Source organism: Embleya sp. NPDC056575 (genome assembly GCF_042793325.1).
Taxonomy (GTDB): Bacteria; Actinomycetota; Actinomycetes; order Streptomycetales; family Streptomycetaceae; genus Embleya.
In genome coordinates, this window is sequence record NZ_JBHTVA010000001.1 from 243,117 (window position 1) to 267,409 (window position 24,293).

The window sequence follows — 24,293 nt, forward strand, 5'->3', positions numbered from 1 at the left end:
CCGGCCAGCAGCGGGAGCAGGGGGCGCTCGAGTCGAGTCCTCCGGCTGGCCTTCTTGAATGGGTCGGGCGTTCCCGGCCGGCGCTGCGCTTTGGGTTACGGGGTGGCCGGTCCGGGGCCGGTCAGAGTCGATGGTGGGCCGCCGCCAGCGTGCGGGGCTCCAAGACCCGGGGCTCCCGACGAGACGGATGCGTTGCTCATCGAAAACCGACCGGCAGTGGGGGCGGGGTGGGTGGTCGGGTCGAGTCCTCCGGCCGACCTTCCCAAGAGGGCCGGTCGCTCCAGGCCGGCGCTGCGCTTTGGGCTGCGGGATGGCCGGTCCGGGACCGGTCAGAGTCGATGGTGAGCCGCCGCCAGCGTGCGGGGCTCCAAGACCCAGGGCTCCCGACGAGACGAGCGCATTGCTCACCGAAAACCGACCGGCAGCGGGGGCGGGGAGTGCGCTCGGGTCAAGTCCTCCGGCTGGCCTTCCCGACTGGGTCGGGCGTTCCCGGCCAGCGGTGGCATGTGGGTGACGAAGGTTCACGAACCCGGATTGCGTGGGGTGCCGAAGGCTCATTTCGAAGGAAAACCGCAGGTCAGCGTAGGCGGAGACCGTTTCGAGTGCCTCGGGATCCGGCTTCGGCTCCCACTGGGCACTTTCGGTCTCTTCGACGGCCTCTGTGAGGTCGCAGCGCCTGAAGTCGGCTACGACTGTGCGGTTTCGGCCTCCACACCGGCATCGAGAGGGTCGAAGCACACGAAACCGGCACTCGCTACCCGACGTTCCACCCCGACCCCACAAAACCGCAGGTCACCGAAGCTCGAAGCCCACAACCACCCACCGAGATCCGGTTCCGAACCCCAACCCCGCCCCAAACGCCCCCGAGACACCCCAACCCACCCGCGAAGGCCCCTGGCAGACTCAACCTGACCATTCACCCGCTCCGCCGCTGCCGGTCGGTTTTCGGTGACCAACGCGCTCGTCTCGTCGGGGGCTTCGGATCTTGGAGCCCCGCACGCTGGCGGCGGCTCACCATCGACTCTGATCAGCCCCGGACCGGCCATCCCGCAGCCCAAAGCGCAGCGCCGGCCTGGAGCGACCGGCCCACTCGGGAAGGTCGGCCGGAGACTCGACCCGACCACCCACCCCACCCCCGCCGCTGCCGGTCGGTTTTCGGTGACCAACGCGCTCGTCTCGTCGGGAGCTTGCGGTCTTGAAGCCCCGCACGCTGGCGGCGGCCCACCACCGACTCTGACCAGCCCCGGACCAGCCACCCCGCAGCCCAAAGCGCAACGCCGGCCGGGAACGCCCGGCTCTCTCGGGAAGGTCGGCCGGAGGGCTCGACCCGAGCGCGCCCCCTGCTCCCACTGCTGGCCGGATTTCGGTAAGCAATACACCCGCCTCGTCGGGAGCTTGCGGTCTTGGAGCCCCGCACGCCGGCGGCGGCCCACCATCGACTCTGACCAGCCCCGGACCAGCCACCCCGCAGCCCAAAGCGCAGCGCCCGCCGGGAACGCCCGACCCACCCCGGAAAGGCCGGCCGGAGGACACGACCCGACCACCCACCCGCCCCCGCCGCTACCGGCCGGATTTCGCCAAGGGGCACACCCGCATCGCCAAAAGCCCTGTGGCTCGAAGCCCCGGACGCCGGCGGCGGCAGCCCACCCCGCGACGCCGACCGACCCCAAATCACCCAGCCTCGCGGACCCACCCGCTCCCGCTCCCGCCCCCACCCCCCGCCGCCCGTGTCGTTCAGGCCCCGGGTGGTGGGTCGCTTCGGTAGGCGAAGCCTGTGCGGTAGGACCAGACGACGGCTTGGGTTCGATCGCGGACGTCGAGTTTGGCGAGGATGTGTTTGACGTGGGTTTTCACTGTTTCCACCGACAGGTGCAGTGTGCGGGCGATTTCGGTGTTGGACTGGCCGCGGGCCATCGCGCGCAGTACGTCGGCCTCGCGGTCGGTGAGGCGGCCCGCGCGCATGTGGTCGGGGCCGATGCGCGCGGCGTGCGAGGCGAAGAGGCGGCGGGCGACCGCCGGTGAGACCACCGCGTCGCCGGCCGCGACCGCGTGGATCCCGGCGATCAGTTCCTCCGGCGTGGCCCGCTTGAGCAGGAAGCCGTCGGCGCCGGCCGCGATCGCGTCGTCGACCACCTCGTCCAGGTCGAACGTGGTGAGCACCAGGACGCGCGGCCGATCCGGCACGGCCATCAGGTCCCGGGTGGCGGAGACGCCGTCGCGGACCGGCATCCGGATGTCCATCACCACCACGTCGGGCCGATGTTCCAGCGCGGCCCGCACCGCCTCGGCGCCGTCGGCCGCCTCCCCCACCACGGTGATCCCGGGCTCGGCCCGCAGCAGCGCCTTCAATCCGCTCCGGACCAGCGCGTCGTCGTCGGCCAGCAGCACCCGGATCACGGACGCACCTGCGCCGGCAGCGTCGCCCGTACCCGAAAGCCCGCCGGCACCGGGCCGGCCTCCACCTCTCCGCCGACCGACCGGGCCCGCTCGCGCATGTTGACCAGCCCGCGCCCGGGCCGGCCCACCCGCAACTGGCGGCCCTCGTTGACCACTTCGAGCACCACGGTGTCGTCGACCTGGGCCAGTTCGACGTCGATCCGGCCGCTGTCGGTGTGCCGCAGGGCGTTGGTCAGCGCCTCCTGGACGATCCGGTGCAGCGCCTGCGCGACCGTGGCGCCCACCTGTATCTCCTCCGTGGTCAGCCGCAGTTCGCGGCCCGCGGCCCGGACCCGGTCGACCAGCGCGGACAGGTCGGTGGTCGGCCGGTCGGCGTGCATCACCCGGACCAGCCGGTCCAGCTCCCCCAGCGCGTCGCGCCCGACGCTCTCGATGTTGCCCAGCGCCTCCCGGGCGAAGGTCGGGTCGTCGGCGAACACCCGGCGCCCGACCCCGGCCTGCATCACCATCACGTTGACGGCGTGCCCGATCGAGTCGTGCAGTTCGCGGGCCAGCTCGGTGCGCTCCTCGGCCCGGACCCGGGCGTGCTCGGCGACCGCCGCGGCCCGCCGGCTGCGCGCGGCGTCGCCCGCGACCATCGCCACCAAAAAGCACACCGTCACGTTGAACACGTCGGTGGGCCCGATCGGCGCCCGGTCGACCACGAAGTAACCGCCCACCGCGGCGAGCATCACGGCCACGCCCGTCACCCGGGCGGTGGTCCCGCGCAGCGAGAACAGGGTGAACAGCGAGATCCACACCGGCCACTGGGTGACCGTGGTGGAATAGCCGGCCGCCGCGTTGACCACCACGAGCAACGACGTGGCGACCACCACCCCCACCGGCGCGACCCGGCGCGGGAACAGACACAGCGTGGACCCGACCGCGAGGCTCAGACCGACCGCGTCCAGCCCCCGGTAGGGCGGGTCGGCGGGGGCGAGCACGGTCACCGCGACCGCGCCCGCCACGAACGCCGACGTGAGCCAAACGTCGGAAGTGCGCATGCCCCATCCTGCACCGGCCCGCCCCACCCCGGTCCACCCCCGCACGGCGGAGAACGATCTCCCTCGCACGAGGGAGGGGATTCCCCGTTCCAGGGGGGCGAGCGCGAACCCCTCCGCTTCCTAGCGTGGTGACATGCCGCGAAAGGACGCCCCGACATGACCACGACCACCACCCCCGCGCGCCGCCCCCACCCCACCCGACGCCGCACCGTGGGCGTGTGGTGGCTCGCGTTGAGCGCCCTGGCGATCGCCGTGTTCGCCCCGCTGCCCTACCTGACCGAGTCCCTGGTCGCCCTCGCCCGCGACGACGCCGACATAGCGGGCAACTACGCGTACCGGCCGAAGTGGCAGCAGGCCTTCTTCTACACGCACATCGTGGCCGCCGGCCTCGCCCTGCTGCTGTCCCCCGCCCAGCTCGCGAGCCGAATACGGCTGCGCGCGCCCCGCCTGCACCGGGCCTGCGGCCGGCTGGTCCTGCTGTGCATCGCCGTGGGCGGGGTCGCCGGCCTGGTGCTCGCGCCGATGAACCACGCGGGCGCGGTGGGCACCGCCGGCTTCGGCATGCTCGCGGTGTTGTGGGTGGGCTGTGCCGGCTTGGGGTTGTGGGCGATCCGGCGCGGCGATCCGGCCCGGCATCGCCGCTGGATGCACCGGGCCTTCGCATTCACCTACGCGGCGGTGACGCTGCGCCTGTGGCTGATCCTGCTGGTGTCGCTGACGGGCGACTTCGACCGTGCGTACACGTTCGTTCCCTTTCTGTGCTGGGTGCCCAACCTGATCGTGGTCGAATGGCTCCTCCGCTCCCGCGCGCCCCAAAAGATCATCCCGCCCGTCATGTGATCAAGGTCTGCGCTTCGCCCGCGCGCCACCTTTGCCTCATAGCGTCTGGCCGGTATTCGCCCCTCCCCCGAGCGCAAGGAACCCACATGGCGACCGAGGACCACTCGCTTCCGGCCGATCGGCCCCTACCGCAGCTGCCCGAGTGGGCCGACCCGGAGGTGGCCGAGGACCGACTCGACGCGCAGGGGGTGTCGCGCCGAGGACTGATCGGTCGAGCCGGGCTGTTCGGGGCCGGATTCCTGGGTGCCTCGGCGCTCGGTATGACCGGCGCGGGCGTGGCGGCGGCGGCCGAGTCCGACGACGCGGTCCAGGCGAGTTCGCGCCCGGGCCAGGACGGCCCGCCGAGCAAGTACGTCTACCTCGTGGGCGACCACCACGTGCACACCGTCTACAGCCACGACGCCAAGTACGGCTTCGCCCAGTCGGCGGCGCAGGGGCGGCAGTTCGGCCTGGACTGGATCGTCTACACCGAGCACGCCAACTTCGGCCACGCCAACGCCGGCGGCGCGGAGCGCGAGCACGCGGAGATCCTCAAGGCCCGTCAGGAAAACCCGCGGGTGCTGATCTTCCAGGGCCTGGAGTGGTACGTCCCCGCCGCCGAGCACGCCACCATCATGGTCGCGCCGGGCCGCAACGAGGTGGAGCTGCTGCGCCAGTTCGAGCTGACCTTCGACGCCAAGCTGAACAAGTTCGACGTGGGCGCGGTGGGCGACCCCAAGACCCCCGCCAACGAGGCCAAGGCGGTGGAGGCGATCCGCTGGCTCGGACAGCGCCGCCGCGAGGGCTTCGTCGAAGACGTCCTGGTGCTGGCCAACCACCCCAGCCGGCTCGGCATCGTCTCCCCGCACGAGCTGCGCGCCTGGCACGACGCCGACCCGTCGATCTTCCTCGGCTTCGAGGGCGCGCCCGGCTCACAGGCCAACGCCGACCCGGCGTGGGTGAAGTATCGCGAGGGCCAGTCGGGTCCGGGCACCTTCCAGCGCGGCGAATACCAGAACGCGCCGTCGCCGCAGAGCTGGCCGCGCTACCCGATCGAGAGCTACCGCACGTTCGGCGGCTTCGACTGGATGACCGCGACGGTCGGCGGCATGTGGGACGCGCTGCTGTCCGAGGGCCGGCTGTGGTCGGTCACCTCGAACTCGGACAACCACCGCACCATGTTCGACACCTACGCCGACGGCGACTACCCGCCCGGCAAGGGCTTCGACGACCTCGGCTCGAAGCCGCTGCCCAAGGACACCGGTGTCCCGCAGCCCGGCAGCGACTTCTGGCCGGGGCAGTTCAGCCGCACCCACGTGGGCGTGGAGCGGTTCGGCTACCGCGACGTGATGAACGGCCTGCGCGCCGGGCGCGTATGGGTCGACCACGGCCAGCTGCTCGACGGCCTCGACGTGTGGATGGTCGCGGACAACGGCCGCAGCGAACCGGTCACCCTGGGCGGCCGGTTGCCGCTGGCGGCGAACCGGGGCGCCACGCTCTACATCCGGATCACCACCGCCAGCCGGCCCAACTATCACGGCGTGGTGCCGACCCTGGCCCACGTCGACGTGATCACCGGCACGGTCACCGGCAAGTCCCGCGACGCCGACGCCTGGCAGGCCCCCGACGCCCGGGTGACCAAGCGCATCGACGTGGCCGGCCGTACCGGCACCTACACCCTGAAGGTGCAACTGCCGCGCCGGAACAAGCCGTACTACGTCCGGCTCCGGGGCAGCGACGGCAACCGGCACGGCGTCGGCCCGTTCGGCGCGGGCGTCGACCCGGCGGGCCCGATCCAGCACCCGAACAACGACGGCGACCCGTGGCGCGACATCTGGTTCTACAGCAACCCGATCTTCGTCGACGTCAAGAGCTCGCACTGGGGGGACTGACCCGGGGGCGGCGGCGGGGTCGACGTCCCTTGTCAGGGCGTCGACCCCGCCGACCGGCAGGCGCGGATCGGATGCGGAGATGCGGTCGACGAAGACCGAGCCGGGGGCACACCCCCGGTCAGGACAGCGGGCGCTCGCCCATCGTCCCCGCGATTCCCACCCAGCGGCGCCACTCCGCGACCAGGCCCCAGCTGTCCTCGCCGGTATTGGCCACCAGCAACTCCCCCGAGCGCACCACGTGTTCGCGCATCGCGCGCTCCGCGGCCACCCCGTCGCGCCGGCGCAGCGCCTCGACAATGTCGGCGTGCTCCCGGAGGGCGGTGTCCACCGACTGGTACCTGGGTACGCTGAGCCGCCCGTCCAGCGCCAGCGTCTGGCGCAACTCGCCGACGAACTTGGCCAGTCGCCGGTTTCCGCCGGCCCGCAGGATCACGTCGTGCAGCTTCTCGTCGGCGGCGAAATACTCGGGGCCGGCGTCGGGGTGCGCGGCCATGATCGCCAGTTGGGCGGCCAGTTCCTCGTCGTCGCGGGTGGTCATCACCGCCGCGGCGCTGCGGCACGCCGGCGGCTCCAACAACACGCGCAGGCTGCACAGTTCGACCACGCCGCGCCCGTCCGGGCCGAGCACGCGCGCGCCGCGGTTGCGTTCGATCCGGACCAGTCCCAGGTCCGCCAGTTTGAGCAGGGCCTCCCGTACCGGCGTCCGGGAGGCACCGAACCGCTCACCCAACTCCCGCGCGGAGTACAACGTCCCGCGTTGGAGTGTGCCGAGCCGGATCGCGTCGCGGATCTCCGCGGCGATCTGCTCGGACTTGATGTCCGCCGACGACGGTAACGACGACAAGGCGTTCCCCAGACCGGCCGAGCGACCAGGAGTACGATTCCCGGCCCGCTCGACCGGAGGCCGGAGCGGCCAGGATAGCCGCCGGAACCCGACCCCCGTCCGCCACCCACCGGCGGCTCCGGCACCCGCCCCGACGGGCCCGAAATCCGGCGCTGCGGGTTCACCGGCCGCCGCGAACTCCCTTGTGCATCAGCCGGTTGCGAGATGTTCGAGGCGGAGCGCCAGGCCGTCCGGCATGCGCCGGAGGCCGTAGTCGAAGTTCGCCTCACGCAGTTGCCCGGGATCCCTGCCGCGCGTCGCCGACTGGCGCTCCCGGACCCGGGGGTGGTCGCGCATCGCCTCCTCGGCGCTGGGTTACAGGCCCTCCATCGATTCCTGTTCGGTCCGACCGCTGCGGGCGAGATCATCGCGCGCACGCTGTACGCGCAACTCCCTTTCGCGGCACGCCGGTTCGCCGGATCGCCCGGATCCGGCACGGTCAACTCGCCGTAGACCTCGTCGACGACCAGCTCGCTCAGCTCGTCCTTGTTGGCCACGCGCCCGGTACAGCGAGGTGGCCCCCGCGCCCAAGCGGGTACCCAGGCGCCGCATGCTCAGCGCCTCCAGCCCCTCGGTACGAGCAGCCACACCGCCTCGACCACGATCTACTCCCGGCTCAGCTGCTCGCATTGGCGACGCGGCCGCGTCCATACGGATTCGATCGGCTTTTCGTCGACTGCCATGCCCCCTCGTCTCTCCGGAGGCGGAGGCCGAAAGCGAGGGCGAGGGAGCAGCGGTCACGGGGGACCGTGGGCGCCGTGGGCGAAAGTGTGAAAGCCATGGGCGCTGTGGCCGAAAGCGTCAAGGCCATGGGCTCTGCGGCCCAAGGCATGGGGGCTGTGACCGCCAGCGCAATGGGCACCGTGGCCGAAGGCGCCCAGAGCGAGGGGAGCGTGACCGCAGGGGCGGTCGGCACCGTGGCCGCGAGCGCGAGGGCCGACAACGAGGGCAAGCGCCCAGGGGCCGAAGGCGACGGGGGCGGGCGGCATCGTGGACGCGCAGGGCAAGGGCATGGGGGCCGTGGACGCCGGGGCAGTCGCCGCCGAGGCCGCGAGCCCGGAAGGCGGCGAAGCCCAACCGGCGTCGGCCGGGCCCGCCCCCGCCTGCGCAGCGGCGGCCCACTGACCTCCCGCACCCGCACGATCCAGCACCACAACGCCCCGACGGCCCACCCGCCGTCGGGGCGCCGTGGAATCGGTCGGTCCAATTGGACTCGAACGCCCATACGCCACCCGACAACCGATCGGCCTCGAACGCCGGCCGCACCGATGGCACTCACACTACGAACGAACCCACAGCCGTCGCCCACCCACCTGCGGCCCGCCGGATCTCAAGCGCGGCCGGGCCGAAGGTGATCGTCCCCAAAGCGGACCCCAGCCGTTGCCCACCAACGTGCCGCCAACTCGTCCTCAAGCGCGGCCGGGCCGAAGGTCACCGCCGCGAGTGAGCACCGGGCGGCGCTCCGTCGGCCGGTGTGGTCTCCTCCCGTCGGGGGTTATGTGTGGTGGCTGGTGAGGTGGGCGAAGGCGACTACGTTGCCCATGTAGCGCCGCGTGGTTTGGTCGAAGCCGCCGCCGCAGGTGATCAGGCGGAGTTCCGCTGTCTTGGTGGCGCCGTAGACCCGTCGGTCGGGGAAGTGCTCGGCGCGGTAGACCTCGATCGCGTCGATCGTGAAGACCGCGGTGCCGCCGTCGGCGCGATCGACCTCGACCGTGTTGCCGCGATGCAGCGCCCCGAGGTGGTAGAAGACGGCCGGACCCTGGTCGGTGTCCACGTGTCCGGCCACGATCGCGGTGCCGCCGGAGCCGGGCGGCGTGCCCTTTCGATACCAGCCCGCGAGGTTGGGCTCGTCGGTCGGCGGTGCCGCGAGCCTGCCGCCGGTCTCCAGGTCCAGGCCGGTCAGCGGGGCGTCCACGCCGATGGCCGGGATCCGCACGCGGGTCGGCGGAGCGGCGGGCAGCGGGGCGAGCGGCGGCGGATCTCGCAGCGCGGGTCGGGCCTCGTCCGGGTACACGTCCGCGACACCGGGCTGCGGCGGCGGCCCCGGAGTCCCGGTGCCGTTGACGAGCAGCGCGACCCCCAGACATATCGCCACCACCCCCGCCCCGACCGGCCCGATCCCCCGCTTCGCCACAGGCTCCTCGGCAACGGCCTCCGACTCCACCGAACCTCCCGCCACTGCGATCGAGGTGGGTCGACATCGACCCGGGGCTGCTGGTGATACACGACGTCACACGCGGCCGGTGGTGGCGCCGACCTCACTGACGCGAGGAAGCGGCACACGGTCGACGGGGCGCGGCGCACGCCCGCCGAGTCGAATGGGCAAGACATCGCCGGTGGCGCGGGCCCTCGGCGGCAAGCGTGCGAAACACCATCGATGGCACGAATACGTGCCGCGCCGTCGCCCGGTCGCGCCCCCGCCCGCCGCTGTACGGCCGTCCGAGTGCCCGCGTCGCCGATGTGGGTCGGGCGGCGCGGGCACCTGGTGCGTGGGGGTCAGGGGTTGCCCGCGTTGCGGCGGCGGTGCAGCACGATCAGGCCCGCGCCGGCGGCGAACAGGCCTGCGCCGAGGGCGACGTCGGCGTTGGTGTCGGTGTCGCCGGATCCGTCGGACGTACCGCCCGCGCCGGTGTGCATGCTGCCCGAGGGGGCTGCGGCGTGGGCCTCCTCGTGGCCGGGGGCGTTGCCGTGCGCCGACTCGGGCTTGCCGTCCGCGCCCTTGCCGTCCGCGCCCTTTCCGTCGGCGGCCTTGGTGTCGGCGGCCTTGGTGTCGGCGGCCTTGCCGTCGGCGGCCTTGCTATCCGCACCCTTGGGGGCGTCTGCGGCCTTGGCTTCCGGGCACTGCTTGGTGGCGTTCGAGGCGGTGGTGGTCATCTCGTTCTTGGCACGTTCGAGTTGGTCCTGGTGGGACTTGTCGGGCCGGCCGGCGGCCGTGGCGGTGTCCTTGCCGTAGTCGGCGACGGCCGCGTCGTACGCCAGTTGCGCCTTCGCGGCGGCGGCGACCGCCTTCGCGCACTCCGCCGGATTGCTCTGGGACGAGGCGGGTGCGGCGTAGGCGAGTGCCGGGGCGGCCAGGGCGAGACTCGCGCCGAGCAGCGGCGGACCGAGCAGCCTGTGGATCGAACGCATGATGGAACCTCCGGCGAGCGCGGACGCGATAGCGACCTACCGCTGGGACAGCCGTGCTCGCGACTTCCAGGTAAGCCGGGCGGATACCCTCGCGCACGCCGAAATCACCCGAAACAGAGTCGAACAGCCACGCTCCGTAAGCATGGGATTCCCGGTTTCCCCGCCCACACGGCCCCGACGAACCGGAGACACATTTCCGCGCCCGCTTACCCGAACGGGTGACCCGCGAGCGTGCCCGCCCGAGCCGTCGCGACGGCGTCCCACCCCCGTGTGCGGGATGACGCCGCGACGGCTCGGGGCCGGAAGCCTCAGTGGGTGCTTCCGCCCTGGGCGGTGATGTCGGTGGTACGGGTGGCGGCGGTGGTCACGATCGCCCGCAGCGCGTCGGCGATGGCGGGCAGCGGGAGCGAGGCGACGGCGCGGTCGGCCACCTGCTCGGAGGCGAAGGGGACATGTACGAAGCCGCCCCGGGTGGTGGGCCGTTCGGTGGCGATCAGGTGCATCAGGCCGTAGAACACGTGGTTGCAGACGAAGGTGCCCGCCGTCGAGGACACCGACGCCGGTACACCCACCGCACGCGCCGCCGCGACGCACGCCTTGATCGGCAGGCCGGCGAAGTAGGCGGCGGGCCCGGTCTCGACGATGGGTACGTCGATCGGCTGCCGGCCGGCGTTGTCCGGGATGCGGGCGTCGTCGACGTTGATCGCGATCCGCTCCACCGTGACGTCCGGCCGGCCGCCGGCCTGGCCCACGCACACCACCAGATCCGGGTCGACCCGCGCCACGGCGGACCGCAGTTCGTCGAGCGCGGTCCCATATACACAGGACAACCGGACCGCCGTCACCTCCAGGTCCGTCGCAGTCCCGGGCTCCGCCGCCACCAGTCGCACCGCCTCCCACGAGGGATTGCTCGCCTCGCCGGCGAAGGTGTCGAATCCGGTGAGGAGTACGCGGGTCATCGGTGATGCCTCCTGAAGCGGCGGAGCAAAGCGGGTGACGAAAGCGCCCGATCGGAACACGAGAACAAAACGCGAGAACGAAACACCAGGCCGGAACCCGAAGCCTCGAAACGCGAGGTCAGAACGCGAAGGCCGACATGATGCCGATGTTGACCACGAGCAACGCACCCGCCGTCGGCAACTGCGCCTTGATCGGCCCGTATTGGTCCTTGAGCCCGAGCAACGCCGCGGGCACGATGTTGAAGTTGGCCGCCATCGGTGTGCACAGCGTGCCGCAGAAGCCGGCGAGCATCCCGAGCGCGAGCACCACGGCCGGGTCGCCGCCGCCCTCGACCACCAGCACCGGCCAGCCGATCGCCGCGGTCATCACCGGGAAGGCGGCGAAGGCGTTGCCCATGATCATCGTGAACAGGAACATGCCCAGGCAGTACACGATCACCGCGACGTAGATCTTGCCGTCCGGCAGCACCTTCGAGGTGATCACGCCGACCTGCTTGCCGACGCCCGACACCTGGAAGATCGAGCCGAGCGTGGCCAGCAGTTGGGGCAGCAGCAGGGCCCAGCCCATCGCCTCCAGCATCGACCGGCCCTCGTGCACGGGCACGCTGATCCGCTTCTCGCGGACCACCAGCATGCCCACGACGAGCGCGACGATCGCGCCGACGCCGAGCCCGAGGATGGTCTCGCTGCCCTTCTGCAGCACCGGTTCGGTGCCGATGTGCCACTTTTTCACGAACACCGCGCACACCATCGCCACCACCGGGATGGTCAGTGCCGGGATGAAGATGCGGCTGCCGAGCCGGGACGCGATGGCGACCCGCTGCTCACCGCTGGTGGTGGGCACGGTGCCCTTGCCGGTGAAGCCGAAGCCGGCCAGACAGACCATCACCAGCACGGCCACGCCCAGCGGTTCGGCCGGGGAGGTCTTCTCCACGACCCGCGTGCTGTAGATGAAACCCGCGCCGAGCAGGCCCCAGAACGCGGCGCTGCCGAAGCGCTTGGGATTGCTGCGATCCACCAGCATCTGCGCGGCCATCACCAGGAAGACGGCGCCGACCAGCCAGAAGAACCATTCGACCTTGATCACTTGAGCTTCCCCTCGGCGGCGGAGTCGACGGCGGACGCCATGGCGGGGACGGCACCCGCACCGGCCGGCGCCGCGGCGAAGTCGCGGGCCAACGTACGGTCCAGGCGCAGCAGACGGGCACCGTGGATGAGGAACGCGAAGACGGCGGTGGGGATCGCCCACAGCGCCACGTGCAGCGGCTCGATGTGCTGGTGGTAGGTGGTGTTCACGAAGCCCGTGATCAACAGGATGGAACCGACCGCCAGGAAGCAGTCCTCACCGAAGAACAGGCCGACGTTGTCCGCGCCCGCCGAGTGCGAGCGGATCTTCTCGCGCGTCTTCTCGGGCAGCGGGCCGTGGCTGCGCTCGGCGGCGCCCTCGGCCATCGGCACCACGAGCGGGCGCACCGTCTGGGCCGGGCCGCCCAGGCTGACCAGACCCACGGCGGCGGTGATTTGGCGCAGTCCCAGGTAGAGCACGAGGAAGCGGCCGGTGGTCAACTTGCCGAAGCGCGCGATCAGCGTACGGGCCTGTTCCTGGAGGCCGTTGCGTTCCAGGAGCCCGATGACGGGCAGGGTGATGGCGAAGATCGTCACGCCGCGACTGGACGCGAAGCCGTTGCCGAAGGCGGCCAGCACTTCACGCGGCGACAGGTCGCCCAGCAGGCCGGTGGCCACACCGGAGACACCGACCACCAGCAGGGGGTTGCGTCGGGTGGCGAACCCTACGATCACCAGTAGGACGCCGAGGAGCACAATCATTGCGCAGCCTTCCACGCTCGGGTCCTCGAACAGTGGGGACGAGGAGGTGCCGAGGAGGCTAGGCTATTGTTGAACAATCCCACAAGACCTTGTGAACGGCGCGGGAAATTGGTGTACTCCTCCCGCACCGCTCGTCGCACTCTGGGGGACTCCACCGTATGACCCAAGATGTCGACCTTGCCCGGACTTCCGGCGACGATACACTCAGCCGTCTGGCCGCCGACCGCGACCTCCTCGGTCGCGCCGGCACCGCGCAGCGCGTAGCGGAGGTGTTGCGGGATCGGATCGCCGAGGGCGCCCTGCCACCCGGCACCCGACTCTCCGAACAGGCCCTGGGCGCCGCCCTCGGCGTCTCCCGCAACACGCTGCGCGAGGCGTTTCGCACGCTGGTCGACAATCGCCTGGTGGTGCACGAGATGAACCGGGGCGTCTTCGTCCGGATGCTCGACCCCGACGACGTCACCGACATCTACGCGGTCCGACGCGCCCTCGAAGGCACCGGCCTGCGGGCGGTCTGTACGGCGGCGCCGGAGCGGATCGCGGCCCTGCACGCCGCGGTCGCGGGCGGCGAGGCGGCGGCCGAGGTGGGCGACTGGGCCGAGGTGGGCACCGCCGACCTGCGTTTCCACCGGGCCCTGGTGGCGCTCGCGGGCAGTCCGCGGCTCGACGAGTACATGACCCGCCTGATCGCCGAACTACGCCTGGCCTTCTTGGCCATGCCCTCGGCGAGAGCGCTGCACGAACCGTTTCTGCGGCGCAACCGGGAGATCGTGGACCTGCTCGCGGGCGGCGACTTCGACGGCGCGGCGGTGGTTCTGGACCGGTATCTCGACGACGCGTGCGAGATGATCTGCACCGCTATGCGAATGGACGGCGCATGAGTGTGAACGCCGACGCGGCCCCGACGGGTGCGGGCTCGGACTCGGGCTCCGTCGTGATCGACCTCAACGCCGATCTCGGCGAGGGCTTCGGACGGTGGCAGCTCACCGACGACGAGGCGTTGCTCTCCGTGGTCACCAGCGCCAACGTCGCGTGCGGCTTCCATGCCGGGGATCCGGTGACCATGCGCCGGGTCTGCGAGCTGGCCGCCGAGCGCGGTGTGCGGATCGGCGCGCAGGTCTCCTACCGCGACCTGGCCGGCTTCGGGCGCCGGGCGATGGATGTGCCCGCCGCCGAACTGGCCGCCGAAGTCGCGTACCAGATCGGCGCGTTGGAGGTGTTCGCGCGCGCCGCCGGTTCGCGCGTGTCCTATGTCAAGCCGCACGGGGCGCTGTACAACCGCACCGTGTGGGATGCCGACCAGGCCGGCGCGGTGGTGGCCGGCGTACTCCTGGCCGGCGGCGCGTTGCCGGTCCTGGGACTGCCCGGCTCGCGCCTGCTCGAAGCCGCCGAGTCCGCCGAACTGCCTTGTGTACCCGAGGCGTTCGCGGACCGCGCATACACCGCGCGGGGCACCCTGGTGCCGCGCGCGGAACCCGGTGCCGTCGTTCACGACGGCGACCGGGTCGTGGCCCGCTCGTTGACGATGGCGCGTGAGGGCGCCGTCGTCGCCATCACTGGAGAGCGGGTCGCCGTCTCGGCCCGGTCGCTGTGCCTGCACGGCGACACCCCGGGCGCGGCCGAGTCGGCGCTGCGGGTCCGCCGCGCGCTGCTGGCCGCCGATGTGTCCCTGGAGCCGTTCGCGTGAGGACCCTGCCGGTGGGCCGACACGCACTGCTCCTGGAGGTGGACACGGCCGACCGGGCCGAGGCACTGCACGCCGAACTGCTGCGCCGGCGCGCGGCGGGTACGCTGCCGGCCGTCCGGGAGATCGTCCCGGCGGCCCGCACCGTCCTGCTCGACGGGCTCGCGGACCCCGCCGCCCTGGCCGCGGACGTCACGGGCTGGCGCATCCCGCCGCTGTCGCCGGAGGCGGGCGAGCACATCGAGATCGCGGTCCGCTACGACGGGCCGGACCTGGCCGAGATCGCCGAACTGTGGCGCGAGCCGGTCGAGCGCATCCCCGAGATCGTCGGGGCGATCACCTTCCGGGTGGCGTTCTGCGGCTTCGCGCCCGGTTTCGGCTATCTGACGGGCCTGCCCGAGCGCTATCACCTGCCCCGCCGGGCGACCCCGCGCACCGCGGTCCCGGTCGGCTCGGTGGGCTTCGCCGGGGAGTACGCGGGCGTATATCCGCGCTCGTCGCCCGGCGGCTGGCAACTGGTCGGCAGCACCGACGCGGTCCTGTGGGACGCCGGCCGTGAGCCGGCCGCCCTGTTCGTGCCCGGTGTCCGCGTCCGCTTCGTGGCGGTGGGGCCGTGAGCACGGGACGCGGCGGCGTGGGCGGAGCCGAGGCCGGGCGGGCGGAGCGGGACAAGCCGCGCCGGGGCGAGGCGGGTCGGGGCGAGGCTCGCCGGCGGGAGGCGGCCCGGGGTGAGGCGACGCGGCGCGATCGGGGGTCGGAGGGGCCTGGGGTCACCCACGTGGGTGACGCATCACGCACGGTCGAGGTGATTCGGGCCGGCGCGCTCACCACCGTCCAGGACCTGGGCCGAATCGGCTTCGCGCACCTGGGAGTGCCACGCTCGGGCGCACTCGATCAGCCGGCCCACCGCCTCGCCAATCGCCTGGTCGGCAATCCCCCCGAGGCGGCAACCCTGGAGACCACTCTGACGGGCACCGCCGTGCGGGTGCGCCGAACCACCGTGGCCGCGGTGGTCGGCGCACCCTGCCCGGTCCGCGTCGCCGGTCGCCCCGTCGCGTGGGGTGCGGCGATCCGAGTGCCGGCCGGCGCCGTCCTCGAGGTCGGCCCGGCCACCGCCGGCCTGCGCACGTACGTGGCACTCGCCGGCGGCGTGGCGGTCGAGCCGATCCTGGGCAGCCGATCCACCGACCTGCTGTCGGGACTCGGGCCGCCCCCACTCGCCGACGGCGACCTGCTCCCACTCGGCGAGCCCACCGGGCCCACCCCACCGGGCGCGGACGTCCACCGCCGATCGGGCCCGCCCACCGAACTGGTACTCCCCCTGGTACTCGGCCCCCGGCAGGACTGGTTCACCGACACCGCCCGAAACTCCCTCGGCGCCGCCCGCTACACCGTGGCCTCGGCAAGCAACCGAATCGGACTACGCACCGACGGCCCCGCCCTGACCTGGGCACGCACCGACGAACTCCCCAGCGAGGGCATGGTGCTGGGCGCGGTACAGGTCCCGCCCGACGGCCGCCCGGTCCTGTTCCTGGCCGACCATCCGGTCACCGGCGGCTACCCGGTGATCGGCGTCGTCCCCGAGGAACACCTATCCGCCGCCGCCCAAGCAACCCCGGGCACCCCGGTCAGATTCACCCCCACCACCCACTGACCCGCCACCCCACGCGGCCCGTTCCAACCCCAAAAAGCCCCACACACACGGGCCACCCAAACCCGGCCCCACCCAGCCAAGACGCACCCCCCGCCGCAACCGCCCGACCCACCCGGAAGGGCCCCCGGCGGGGGCAACCGCACCACCCACCCTCCCCGCCACCGCCGGCCGGATTCCGCCGAGCAACACACCCGCCTCGCCACCAGCCCCAAGCCCCGGAGTCCCACACGCCGGCGGCGGCCCACCGGGCGACTCCGACCATCCCCACACCAGCCACCGCAACCACAAGCGCAACGCACCCCGAAAACACCCGACCCACCCGGGAAGACACCCCGGCGGACCCGACCCGACCCTTCACCCTGCCCCCGCCGCCGGCCGGTTTCGCCGACCAACGCGCCCGTCTCGTCGCGGGCTTCGGGTCATTTCGGGTCATGGAGCCCCCTACCCCGGCGGCGGCCCACTCGGCGACTCCGACCCGCCCCACACCAGCCGCAACCCCAAGCGCAACGCACGCCGGGAACACCCGGCCCGCCCGGGAAGGCTCGCCGGCGGACCCGACCCGAGCGCCCTCCCTCCGCGCCGCTGCCGGCCGGTTTTCCGCCGAGCAAAGCTCGGGTCGCGCCGCGAGCCCCAAGTCCCGGAGCCCCGCACGCCGGCGGCGACCAACCCGGCGACTCCGACCAGCCCCGCACCGGCACCGCCCGACCAAGACGCAACCTCCGCCGCAAACGCCCGACCCACCCGGGAAGGCCCCCGCGGACTCGACTCGGCCCCGGACGATGCCCCGGTTCGCGGTAACGCCCCGGCTGCCCAACCGCCGAACCACAGCGCCACAGCGCACCGCACCGCACCGCACCGCAGCACCATCACCGCATCCCCACCGTCACCATCGCGGTTCCGCCACCACCGTCGCGGCCCCCACCCCGACCGTCGCCGCATTCCACCCCACCCCCACTCCCACCCGGACGCCTACTCGCCGGTAGCTGCCCGAGACCCGCGTGCGCCGCCCAGCCCAGCCGCTTGCACATCACCCCCACCTATCCAGCAGATCGCCCGATTTGTCCATTAATTCATCACACCCCCGCCCGTGAATTCCTCACTCCGCATTGATGACGAATGCGACTTTCGGCGGTCTCGGGGCGCCGGCAGTGTTCCGGTTGGCACCCGGCCCTCCGGACGGAATAGGAGTGCGATGAATCAGGGATACGCGGTCTTCTGCGACGCCGATCGGCTGTTCTACGACGCGCCGTATCGGCTCCGCGCGGACGACGCCGGCCTGGCCACGCACTACGCCACGCTGAGTCGCGAACTCCCCGAAGGCTGGCTGCGCAATCCCTCCGGTGACTGGCTCGCGTTCCGGCCCGATCCGTGCGAACTGCCGGAGCAGGGCTGGAAGATCCACATCTCCGCCGTACACGCCAACGCCGAGCGGGTGTTGACCGTCGTCTGGGACTACTGCATCCCGCGCGGCATCGCGTTCAAGTGCATGCCGAGCCCGTATCTGCTGCACAACCGCAACGGCAAGTACACCGACCGCGCGGCCAGCGGCAAGTTCGTCACCGTCTACCCCGCCGACGACGAGCAGTGTCGCGTGGTCGCGGAAGAACTGTCCGCCCGTCTGGCCGGCGAGCCGGGGCCGTACATCCTGAGCGATCTGCGCTGGGGCGAGGGGCCGGTGTTCCTGCGCTACGGCAGCTTCACCGAGCGCAACTGCCGCGACGCGCGGGGCGAGTTGTGTCCGGCGATCGAGGACGACACCGGCACGCTCGTCCCGGATCGGCGCGAACCGACGTTCCAGGTACCGCCGTGGCTGGACCTGCCCGCGTTCCTGGAGCCCCACCTGGCCGCGCGCGCCGCGACCACGGTCGGCGAACTCCCGTACCGGATCGAGCGCGCGCTGCACTTCTCCAACGGCGGCGGGGTCTACCTGGGCCGGGATCCGCGCACCGACGAGCAGGTCGTGCTCAAGGAGGCCCGTCCGCACGCCGGACTGGGCGCCGACGGCGCGGACGCGGTCACCCGCCTCGAACGCGAGCGCGACGCGCTGCGCCGGCTGAGCGGACTGGCCTGCACGCCCGAGGTGCGCGACTGGTTCACCCTCGGCGATCACCGGTTTCTGGTCCTGGAGTTCGTCGACGGCCGCCCTTTGAACACCCTCTTCGCACTCCGCCACCCGCTGATCGAGACGGACCCCACGCCGGAGCGCCTGGCCGACTACACCGCGTGGGCCATGCGGATCTACGGCCTCGTGGCCGACGCCGTCGAGGCGATCCACGCGCGGGGCGTGGTCTTCAACGACCTGCATCTGTTCAACATCATGATCCCCGAGGACGAACAGTCGGTCACACTCCTCGACTTCGAGACCGCCGCCATCGACGACGACACGCGCCGTCAGGTGGTCGCCAGCCCCGGATTCGTGGCGCCCGCCGACCGACGCGGCTTCGACATCGACCGCTACGCGCTCGCCTGCCTGCGGATCGCCCTGTTCCTGCCGCTCACCAGCCTGTTCGCGGTGGACCGGAACAAGGCCCGGCACCTGGCCCAAGTCGCGCTCGCGGAGTTCCCGATCCCGGCCGGCTGGCTGGACCCGGCGGTCGAGGAGATCCTGCGCGGGTACGACCCGGCGTCCGAACACGAATCCGGTACGCCTCCCGAGCGGGAATCCGGTACGCCCCCCGAGCACGCCCGCGCCGACATCCCCAAGCCCGAACACGCCCGCGCGAACGCCCCGACCCCCGAGCCGAACCGGGCGGGGACCACCACCCCCGACAGTTCGCCGGCCGCCTCCCCCTCCGACGGCTACCTCCCCGTAGCCCTCGCCGACTGGCCGCGCAGCCGCGACTCGATGGCCCGGGCGATCACCCTGTCCGCCACCCCCGACCGCGAGGACCGCTGCTACCCGGGCGACATCGCCCAGTTCGCCGTCCCGGGCGGCGGGGCGTGCCTCGGCTCCGGAGCCGCCGGCGTGCTGTACGCGCTGGCCGAGACCGGCGCCGAACGCCACCCGGCGGGCGAGGAATGGCTGCTGCGCGCGACCAAGAACCCGCCCGCCGGCAACCCACCCGGCTTCTACGACGGCCTGTCCGGCGTGGCCTGGATGATGGAGCGCCTGGGTCACCGCGATCGCGCCCTGGACCTGGTCGATCTGATCCTGGGTCAGAACCGGCACGGCCTCGGCGTGGACCTGCACAGCGGACTGGCCGGACTCGGCCTCGCGCTGGACGACCTCGCCCGCACCACCGGCGAACACGCCCTGCACGACCGGGCGTTGGCCTGGGCCGAACAGGTCGCCGATCGGATCCGCACCGGCCCCCCGTCGACCCGAGCCGGCCTCCTGTACGGCGCCACCGGCGGCGCCCTCCTCTTCCTGCGTCTGTACGAACGACTGGGCGACCCGGGCCTGTTGGACGCCGCCGCGGACGCGCTGCGCAGTGACCTGGCCCGCTGTGTGGTCGCCATCGGCGGCGCCCTGCACGTGAACGAGGGCCGCCGTACGATGCCCTACCTCGGTGCCGGCAGCGTCGGCATCGCCATGGTCCTCGACGACTACCTCGCGCACCGGCCCGACGAGCAATTCGCCGCCGCCCGGCTGGAGATCGCCCGCGCCGCCCGGGCCCGGTTCTACGCCCACCCCGGCCTGTTCCGGGGCACCGCGGGGATGATCCTGCACCTGAGCCGCACCGCCGCCGACGAACACCACACACCCGATGAACCCCGCACACCCGACACACGTGCCGCCGACCTGCGCCGGCTGACCGACACGCTCTCCTGGGGTGCGATCCCCTACCGGGGCGAACTCGCCTTCGCCGGGGACCAGATGATGCGGCTCTCCATGGACCTGGGCACCGGCACCGCCGGTTGCCTGCTCGCACTGGGCAGCTCCCTGCACGACCATCCCGTGCACCTGCCCTTCCTCGCGCCGCCTCGGCGGCCCTGAAGCCGGTCCGTTCTTCACGGACCGAGGCAGAATCGGCCCACCCGTCGGGCGGGCCGCGGCACCATCCCGTTCCACTACTGAGAGGAATGATCACAATGGCGCTTCTCGACCTGCAGACGATGGCGGCGGAGGAGACCGAGCTCGGCGGCGGCGGCCACGGCGGCGACAGCAACGTGAGCCTCCTGCTCTGCGGCAACAGCAGCCTGAGCCTGCTTCAGTGCCACTGACCTCTGCCTCTCTTCGGGAGGCTCCGAGCACGCCTTCGAGCATGCCTCTGAGCACCCCGAGGTAGCCAGGACGAGTCGACAGCGGTCCCGGGCGGCGGCATTCCGCCCGGGACCGCTATTCGTGCGGTACCCCCCGAACCCCCCGCACTCCCACACCCCCGCGAAGAAAGCGAGGAACCGCGCCGGCATGGCCGCCACGGACCGCACCCCCGACGGCGCATCGGCCGCGCCCCCCGGGACCGCCCATCTGCTGGCCGGCGCCGTGCGCCACAGCCCGGGCCGCACCGCGGCCGTCTTCCTGTGCAGCGTGGTGGCCGCCGGCGTCGCGATCATGCTCCCGGCCGTCCTGGGCCACACCCTCGACCTGCTGCTCGACGACACCGACGGTCTGCGCGGCGCGGTCGTCCTGTGCGCGGTGCTGATCGTCGCCGAGATCGTCTGCACCGCCCTGGAGGCCCTGCTCGGCGGGGTCGTCACCGCCCGAAGTGCCGCCTGGTTGCGCCGACTCGGCGTGGACCACCTGCTCTCGCTCGCCCCGCACCGGGCCGGCGAACACGCACCGGGCGACCTGGTCACCCGACTCACCGGCAACGTGGCCGAGGCGAGCACCGCGCCGACCACCGCCGCCGCCGGCCTGGCCGCGTTGTTCGTCCCGATCGGCGGTCTGGTCGCACTGGGCGTGATCGACCCGTGGCTGCTCGCGGTGTTCCTGGCCGGTGTCCCGCTGCTGGTCTGGTTGTTGCGTGCCTTCGCCCGCGGTTCCTCGGAGAGCGTGTCCGGCTACCAGAAGGCCCAGGGCGAGATCGCCACCCGGCTGGTCGAGGCCCTGGGCGGCGCCCGCAGCATCGCCGCAGCCGACGGCACGGCCCGCGAACTCGGCCGGATCCTCGCCCCGTTGCCCCGGCTGAACGCGCAGGGGCGACGGATGTGGCAGGTGTACGGGCGAGCCATGGCGGGCGCGGGCATCCTGGTCCCGCTGCTGAGCACGGCGGTGCTCGCGGTCGGCGGGGTACGGCTGGCCGGCGGGCACCTGACCGTGGGCGAACTGCTCGCCGCCTCTCGCTACACCGCGCTCGCCGCCGGGCTGGGCGTGGCGGTCGGCAGCCTCGACGCGCTGGTGCGCAGCCGTTCGGCCGCGCGGCGCACCGCCGAACTGCTCGCGATCCCGCCGATGCGGCATGGCACCCGAGTGTTGCCGGCGTACGGTCCCGGGCGGCTCGAACTGTGCGGAGTCACCGTAATCCGGGGCGGCGAACCGGTGTTGCGCGGCGTGGATCTGGTCGTGCCCGGCGGCGCCACGATGGCCGTGGTCGGACGCTCCGGCGCGGGCAAGTCGACGCTCGCCGCGGTCGCCGGGCGGTTGTGCGACGTGGACGCGGGCGTGGTGCTGCTCGACGGGGTGCCGCTGACCGAGATCGACCCGGCGCGGTTGCGCCGCGAGGTCGGCTACGCGTTCGAACGGCCCGCCCTGTTCGGCGAGACGATCGCCGACGGCATCGCCTTCGGGCCCTACCGACCGCGGCCCGCCGGGATCGAGGCCGCCGCCGCGGCGGCCGGCGCGGACACCTTCATCCGACTACTGCCCGGCGGGTACGCCGCACCGCGCGCGAGCGCGCCGTTGTCCGGCGGCGAACTGCAACGCCTGGGCCTGGCCCGCGCGTTCGCGCACGCGGGGCGGTTGCTGGTGCTGGACGACGCGACCTCCAGCCTGGACAGCGTCACCGAACTGCGGGTGGATCGGGCGTTGGTCCACGACGTCCGCGCGGGTACCCGGCTGCTGATCGCCCACCGGGTGTCCTCGGCGGCCCGGGCCGATCTGGTCGCCTGGCTGGAGGCGGGCCGGGTGCGCGCGGTCGGAACACACGAGCGGTTGTGGGAAGAAGCGGACTACCGGGCGGTGTTCGTCGTCGCCGAGGCGCACGACGCGTCGCCGAGTCCCGGTTCGAACCGGGACTCGACCGGGACATCGAAGTATGGCCCGACCGGGACATCGGATTATGGCCCGACCGGGGACGGGCATTCGACCCGGGAGGGCAGGTGACCCAGGAGCGTTCCGGGGTGCCCGCCCTGGCCCGGCGTTTCCTGGCCCGACGCAGGCGGGTGCTGGTCCGCCTCGGCGCGTGGTCCCTCCTGGAATCGGCGCAGACCTTCCTCGGCGGCTACGGCGTGGCGATGGCGCTCGACCACGGTTTCCTGGCCGGTCACACCGATACCGGCCTCGCCTGGCTGGCGGTCGCGGCGGTGGCGGTGATCTGCGGCGGGGCGGCCACCGGCGGGGTGTTTCGCGGACTGGCGGACCTGGTCGAGCCGTTGCGCGACGGGCTGATCCGCCGGGTGGCCGACCGGGCCCTGACCGAGGCGATCGAGGCCCCGTCGCGCGCGGCGGACGGCGCGGTGGTGTCGCGGTTGACCAATCAGACCGAACTCGCCCGGGACAGCTTCGCCGGACTGGTCCTGGTGGCGCGCTCGTTCGTTTTCACCGTGCTCGGCGTGCTGCTGGGACTCGGCGCGCTGGCGCCGGAGTTGCTGATCGTGGTGCTGCCTCCGCTGGTGCTCGGCCTGGTGTTGTTCCTGGCCACGCTGGCGCCGATGGCGGCCCGGCAGCGGGTGTTCCTCGATGCCGACGAGGCGTTGTCGACGCAGCTCGGCGCGGTCGCCGAGGGGCTGCGCGACATAGTGGCGGCAGGCGCCGGGCAGTCGGTCGCGGCACGAACACATGCCCTGATCGAGGCCGAGGCCCGGGCGGCGCGGGTCCTGGCCCGGTGGGCCGCGGCCCGTACCGTCGCGCTGGGCGTGGCCGGGCAGTTGCCGGTGTTGCTGCTCCTGGTCACCGCACCCTGGTTGTTGCGGCAGGGGTTGACCGCCGGAGCCCTGCTGGGCGCGCTGACCTACCTGACCCAGGCCCTGCTGCCGGCCCTGCGCACCCTGATGAACGCACTCGGCGCGGCGGGGACGCGGTTGCTGGTGGTGCTCGATCGACTGACCTCCCGGCCGCCAAGTGCCGCACGCGGCGGCCCGGTTGTCGAGGCGAGGGACAGCGCCTCGGCCGAGCGCGGCGCCCCCGCCCGGGTCGAGATACGCGGGCTGACCTTCGCGTACGGCCCGAACGCCCAGCCGGTCCTGCGCGACCTGGACCTGACCGTCGAACCCGGCGAGCACCTCGTGGTGGTCGGCCCCAGCGGGATCGGCAAGTCGACGCTGACCGGGCTGATCGCCGGCCTGCTCGAACCGGACCGGGGCGAGATCCGGGTGGCGGGGCGAGCGGTCGCGCCGATCGCCGCCGAACCCTCTCGCCGACGCGTGCTCATCCCGCAGCAGGCGTACGTGTTCACCGGCAGCGTCCGGGAGAACCTGCTGTACCTGTGCCCGGACGGCGCGTCGTCCGCCGCGCTGACCGCGACCGCGGCCGAAGTCGGTCTGCTGCCCCTGATCCACCGACTGGGCGGCTTCGACGCACCGGTGGACCCCGCCTCCCTGTCCCAGGGCGAGCGCCAGTTGCTCGCGCTCGGCCGGGCGCACCTGTCACCCGCGCCCCTGGTTCTCCTGGACGAGGCCACCTGCCATCTCGATCCGGCGGCGGAGGATCGGGCCGAACGGGCCTTCGCCGAACGGCCCGGGACGCTGATCGTGGTGGCTCACCGGATCAGTTCGGCGCATCGGGCCGACCGGATCCTGGTGCTGGACGGGGTGCACGCGGTGTGCGGGACGCATCGGGAACTCCTGGACCGGTCACCGCTGTACCGCGACCTGGTCGGCCACTGGCACGCGGAACGCATCTGATCGGCCGTCCGGGCTCCGGGGCGGTGGAGTGCGGGCCGGGAGGCGTGGCCCCGTCAAGCTCC

19 protein-coding genes are annotated in these 24,293 nt (G+C 72.6%); 10 read left to right on the forward strand and 9 right to left on the reverse strand.

The features are described from left to right. Positions 1-1,734: 1,734 nt before the first annotated feature. Entirely contained in the window at positions 1,735-2,397 is a 663-nt protein-coding gene (locus ACFRCG_RS01030) for a response regulator (RefSeq protein WP_380027320.1), read from the reverse strand. Further along, on the reverse strand, positions 2,394-3,440 hold the full coding sequence (locus tag ACFRCG_RS01035) for a sensor histidine kinase (protein WP_380027323.1): 1,047 nt from the start codon (positions 3,438-3,440) through the stop codon (positions 2,394-2,396). Before ACFRCG_RS01035 ends, ACFRCG_RS01030 begins: the two co-directional genes overlap by 4 nt. Positions 3,441-3,596: 156 nt before the next feature. Between ACFRCG_RS01035 and ACFRCG_RS01040 the strand changes: the two genes are divergently transcribed. Both ACFRCG_RS01040 and ACFRCG_RS01045 read left to right on the forward strand, forming a co-directional pair. Further along, positions 3,597-4,280 carry a DUF2306 domain-containing protein gene (locus tag ACFRCG_RS01040; RefSeq protein ID WP_380027325.1) on the forward strand — a complete coding sequence of 228 codons (684 nt, stop codon included), beginning with the start codon at positions 3,597-3,599 and terminating at the stop codon, positions 4,278-4,280. A gap of 86 nt (positions 4,281-4,366) precedes the next feature. After that, a complete protein-coding gene (locus ACFRCG_RS01045; protein ID WP_380027327.1) occupies positions 4,367-6,151 on the forward strand; it encodes a histidinol-phosphatase in 1,785 nt (594 codons plus the stop codon). Positions 6,152-6,269: 118 nt separating this feature from the next. On the opposite strand, the gene ACFRCG_RS01050 is transcribed toward ACFRCG_RS01045, so the two are convergent. From ACFRCG_RS01050 to ACFRCG_RS01080, 7 genes are all read right to left on the reverse strand, one after another. Further along, positions 6,270-6,995 (reverse strand): GntR family transcriptional regulator, encoded by a 726-nt coding sequence (locus ACFRCG_RS01050; protein ID WP_380027329.1) that lies wholly within the window; start codon positions 6,993-6,995, stop codon positions 6,270-6,272. Positions 6,996-7,184: 189 nt separating this feature from the next. After that, on the reverse strand, positions 7,185-7,331 hold the full coding sequence (locus ACFRCG_RS01055) for a hypothetical protein (RefSeq protein WP_380027331.1): 147 nt from the start codon (positions 7,329-7,331) through the stop codon (positions 7,185-7,187). Between the two features lie 1,198 nt (positions 7,332-8,529). Then, positions 8,530-9,168 carry a class F sortase gene (locus ACFRCG_RS01060; protein ID WP_380027333.1) on the reverse strand — a complete coding sequence of 213 codons (639 nt, stop codon included), beginning with the start codon at positions 9,166-9,168 and terminating at the stop codon, positions 8,530-8,532. A gap of 362 nt (positions 9,169-9,530) precedes the next feature. Beyond that, positions 9,531-10,163: a hypothetical protein gene (locus ACFRCG_RS01065; RefSeq protein ID WP_380027336.1), complete on the reverse strand. Its 633-nt coding sequence runs from the start codon at positions 10,161-10,163 to the stop codon at positions 9,531-9,533. Positions 10,164-10,471: 308 nt separating this feature from the next. After that, complete coding sequence (gene pcp, locus ACFRCG_RS01070) at positions 10,472-11,122, reverse strand: pyroglutamyl-peptidase I (RefSeq protein ID WP_380027338.1); 651 nt, start codon at positions 11,120-11,122, stop codon at positions 10,472-10,474. A gap of 118 nt (positions 11,123-11,240) precedes the next feature. Then, positions 11,241-12,209 (reverse strand): DUF979 domain-containing protein, encoded by a 969-nt coding sequence (locus ACFRCG_RS01075; RefSeq protein WP_380027340.1) that lies wholly within the window; start codon positions 12,207-12,209, stop codon positions 11,241-11,243. Beyond that, a complete protein-coding gene (locus ACFRCG_RS01080) occupies positions 12,206-12,949 on the reverse strand; it encodes a DUF969 domain-containing protein (protein WP_380003715.1) in 744 nt (247 codons plus the stop codon). The genes ACFRCG_RS01075 and ACFRCG_RS01080 overlap by 4 nt, the downstream gene beginning before the upstream one ends. 158 nt (positions 12,950-13,107) lie before the next feature. Here ACFRCG_RS01080 and ACFRCG_RS01085 point away from each other — a divergent pair, with 158 nt between their 5' ends. The 8 genes from ACFRCG_RS01085 (at position 13,108) to ACFRCG_RS01120 (ending at position 24,231) form a co-directional block, all read left to right on the forward strand. Then, a complete protein-coding gene (locus tag ACFRCG_RS01085; RefSeq protein WP_380027342.1) occupies positions 13,108-13,830 on the forward strand; it encodes a GntR family transcriptional regulator in 723 nt (240 codons plus the stop codon). Further along, a complete protein-coding gene (locus ACFRCG_RS01090; RefSeq protein WP_380027344.1) occupies positions 13,827-14,636 on the forward strand; it encodes a LamB/YcsF family protein in 810 nt (269 codons plus the stop codon). The genes ACFRCG_RS01085 and ACFRCG_RS01090 overlap by 4 nt, the downstream gene beginning before the upstream one ends. Continuing rightward, positions 14,633-15,250, forward strand: a complete 618-nt coding sequence (locus ACFRCG_RS01095; protein WP_380027346.1) for an allophanate hydrolase subunit 1 — start codon at positions 14,633-14,635, stop codon at positions 15,248-15,250. The genes ACFRCG_RS01090 and ACFRCG_RS01095 overlap by 4 nt, the downstream gene beginning before the upstream one ends. 161 nt (positions 15,251-15,411) lie before the next feature. Further along, positions 15,412-16,287 carry a biotin-dependent carboxyltransferase family protein gene (locus ACFRCG_RS01100; protein WP_380027348.1) on the forward strand — a complete coding sequence of 292 codons (876 nt, stop codon included), beginning with the start codon at positions 15,412-15,414 and terminating at the stop codon, positions 16,285-16,287. 1,192 nt (positions 16,288-17,479) lie between these two features. Continuing rightward, positions 17,480-20,224 carry a class III lanthionine synthetase LanKC gene (gene lanKC / locus ACFRCG_RS01105; RefSeq protein WP_380027350.1) on the forward strand — a complete coding sequence of 915 codons (2,745 nt, stop codon included), beginning with the start codon at positions 17,480-17,482 and terminating at the stop codon, positions 20,222-20,224. A 95-nt stretch (positions 20,225-20,319) separates the two neighbouring features. Next, positions 20,320-20,451 (forward strand): SapB/AmfS family lanthipeptide, encoded by a 132-nt coding sequence (locus tag ACFRCG_RS01110; RefSeq protein ID WP_380027352.1) that lies wholly within the window; start codon positions 20,320-20,322, stop codon positions 20,449-20,451. A 187-nt stretch (positions 20,452-20,638) separates the two neighbouring features. Beyond that, a complete protein-coding gene (locus ACFRCG_RS01115; protein ID WP_380027354.1) occupies positions 20,639-22,492 on the forward strand; it encodes an ABC transporter ATP-binding protein in 1,854 nt (617 codons plus the stop codon). Further along, entirely contained in the window at positions 22,489-24,231 is a 1,743-nt protein-coding gene (locus ACFRCG_RS01120; RefSeq protein WP_380027356.1) for an ATP-binding cassette domain-containing protein, read from the forward strand. The genes ACFRCG_RS01115 and ACFRCG_RS01120 overlap by 4 nt, the downstream gene beginning before the upstream one ends. Positions 24,232-24,293 lie beyond the last annotated feature (62 nt).

Coding starts and splice junctions, on each gene's coding strand:
- ACFRCG_RS01065 (WP_380027336.1), bottom strand. CDS start 10,163: ATGCGTTCGATCCACAGGCTGCTCGGTCCGCCGCTGCTCGGCGCGAGT.
- ACFRCG_RS01035 (WP_380027323.1), bottom strand. CDS start 3,440: ATGCGCACTTCCGACGTTTGGCTCACGTCGGCGTTCGTGGCGGGCGCG.
- ACFRCG_RS01045 (WP_380027327.1), top strand. CDS start 4,367: ATGGCGACCGAGGACCACTCGCTTCCGGCCGATCGGCCCCTACCGCAG.
- lanKC (WP_380027350.1), top strand. CDS start 17,480: ATGAATCAGGGATACGCGGTCTTCTGCGACGCCGATCGGCTGTTCTAC.
- pcp (WP_380027338.1), bottom strand. CDS start 11,122: ATGACCCGCGTACTCCTCACCGGATTCGACACCTTCGCCGGCGAGGCG.
- ACFRCG_RS01040 (WP_380027325.1), top strand. CDS start 3,597: ATGACCACGACCACCACCCCCGCGCGCCGCCCCCACCCCACCCGACGC.
- ACFRCG_RS01085 (WP_380027342.1), top strand. CDS start 13,108: ATGACCCAAGATGTCGACCTTGCCCGGACTTCCGGCGACGATACACTC.
- ACFRCG_RS01110 (WP_380027352.1), top strand. CDS start 20,320: ATGGCGCTTCTCGACCTGCAGACGATGGCGGCGGAGGAGACCGAGCTC.
- ACFRCG_RS01090 (WP_380027344.1), top strand. CDS start 13,827: ATGAGTGTGAACGCCGACGCGGCCCCGACGGGTGCGGGCTCGGACTCG.
- ACFRCG_RS01115 (WP_380027354.1), top strand. CDS start 20,639: ATGGCCGCCACGGACCGCACCCCCGACGGCGCATCGGCCGCGCCCCCC.
- ACFRCG_RS01055 (WP_380027331.1), bottom strand. CDS start 7,331: ATGCGCGACCACCCCCGGGTCCGGGAGCGCCAGTCGGCGACGCGCGGC.
- ACFRCG_RS01080 (WP_380003715.1), bottom strand. CDS start 12,949: ATGATTGTGCTCCTCGGCGTCCTACTGGTGATCGTAGGGTTCGCCACC.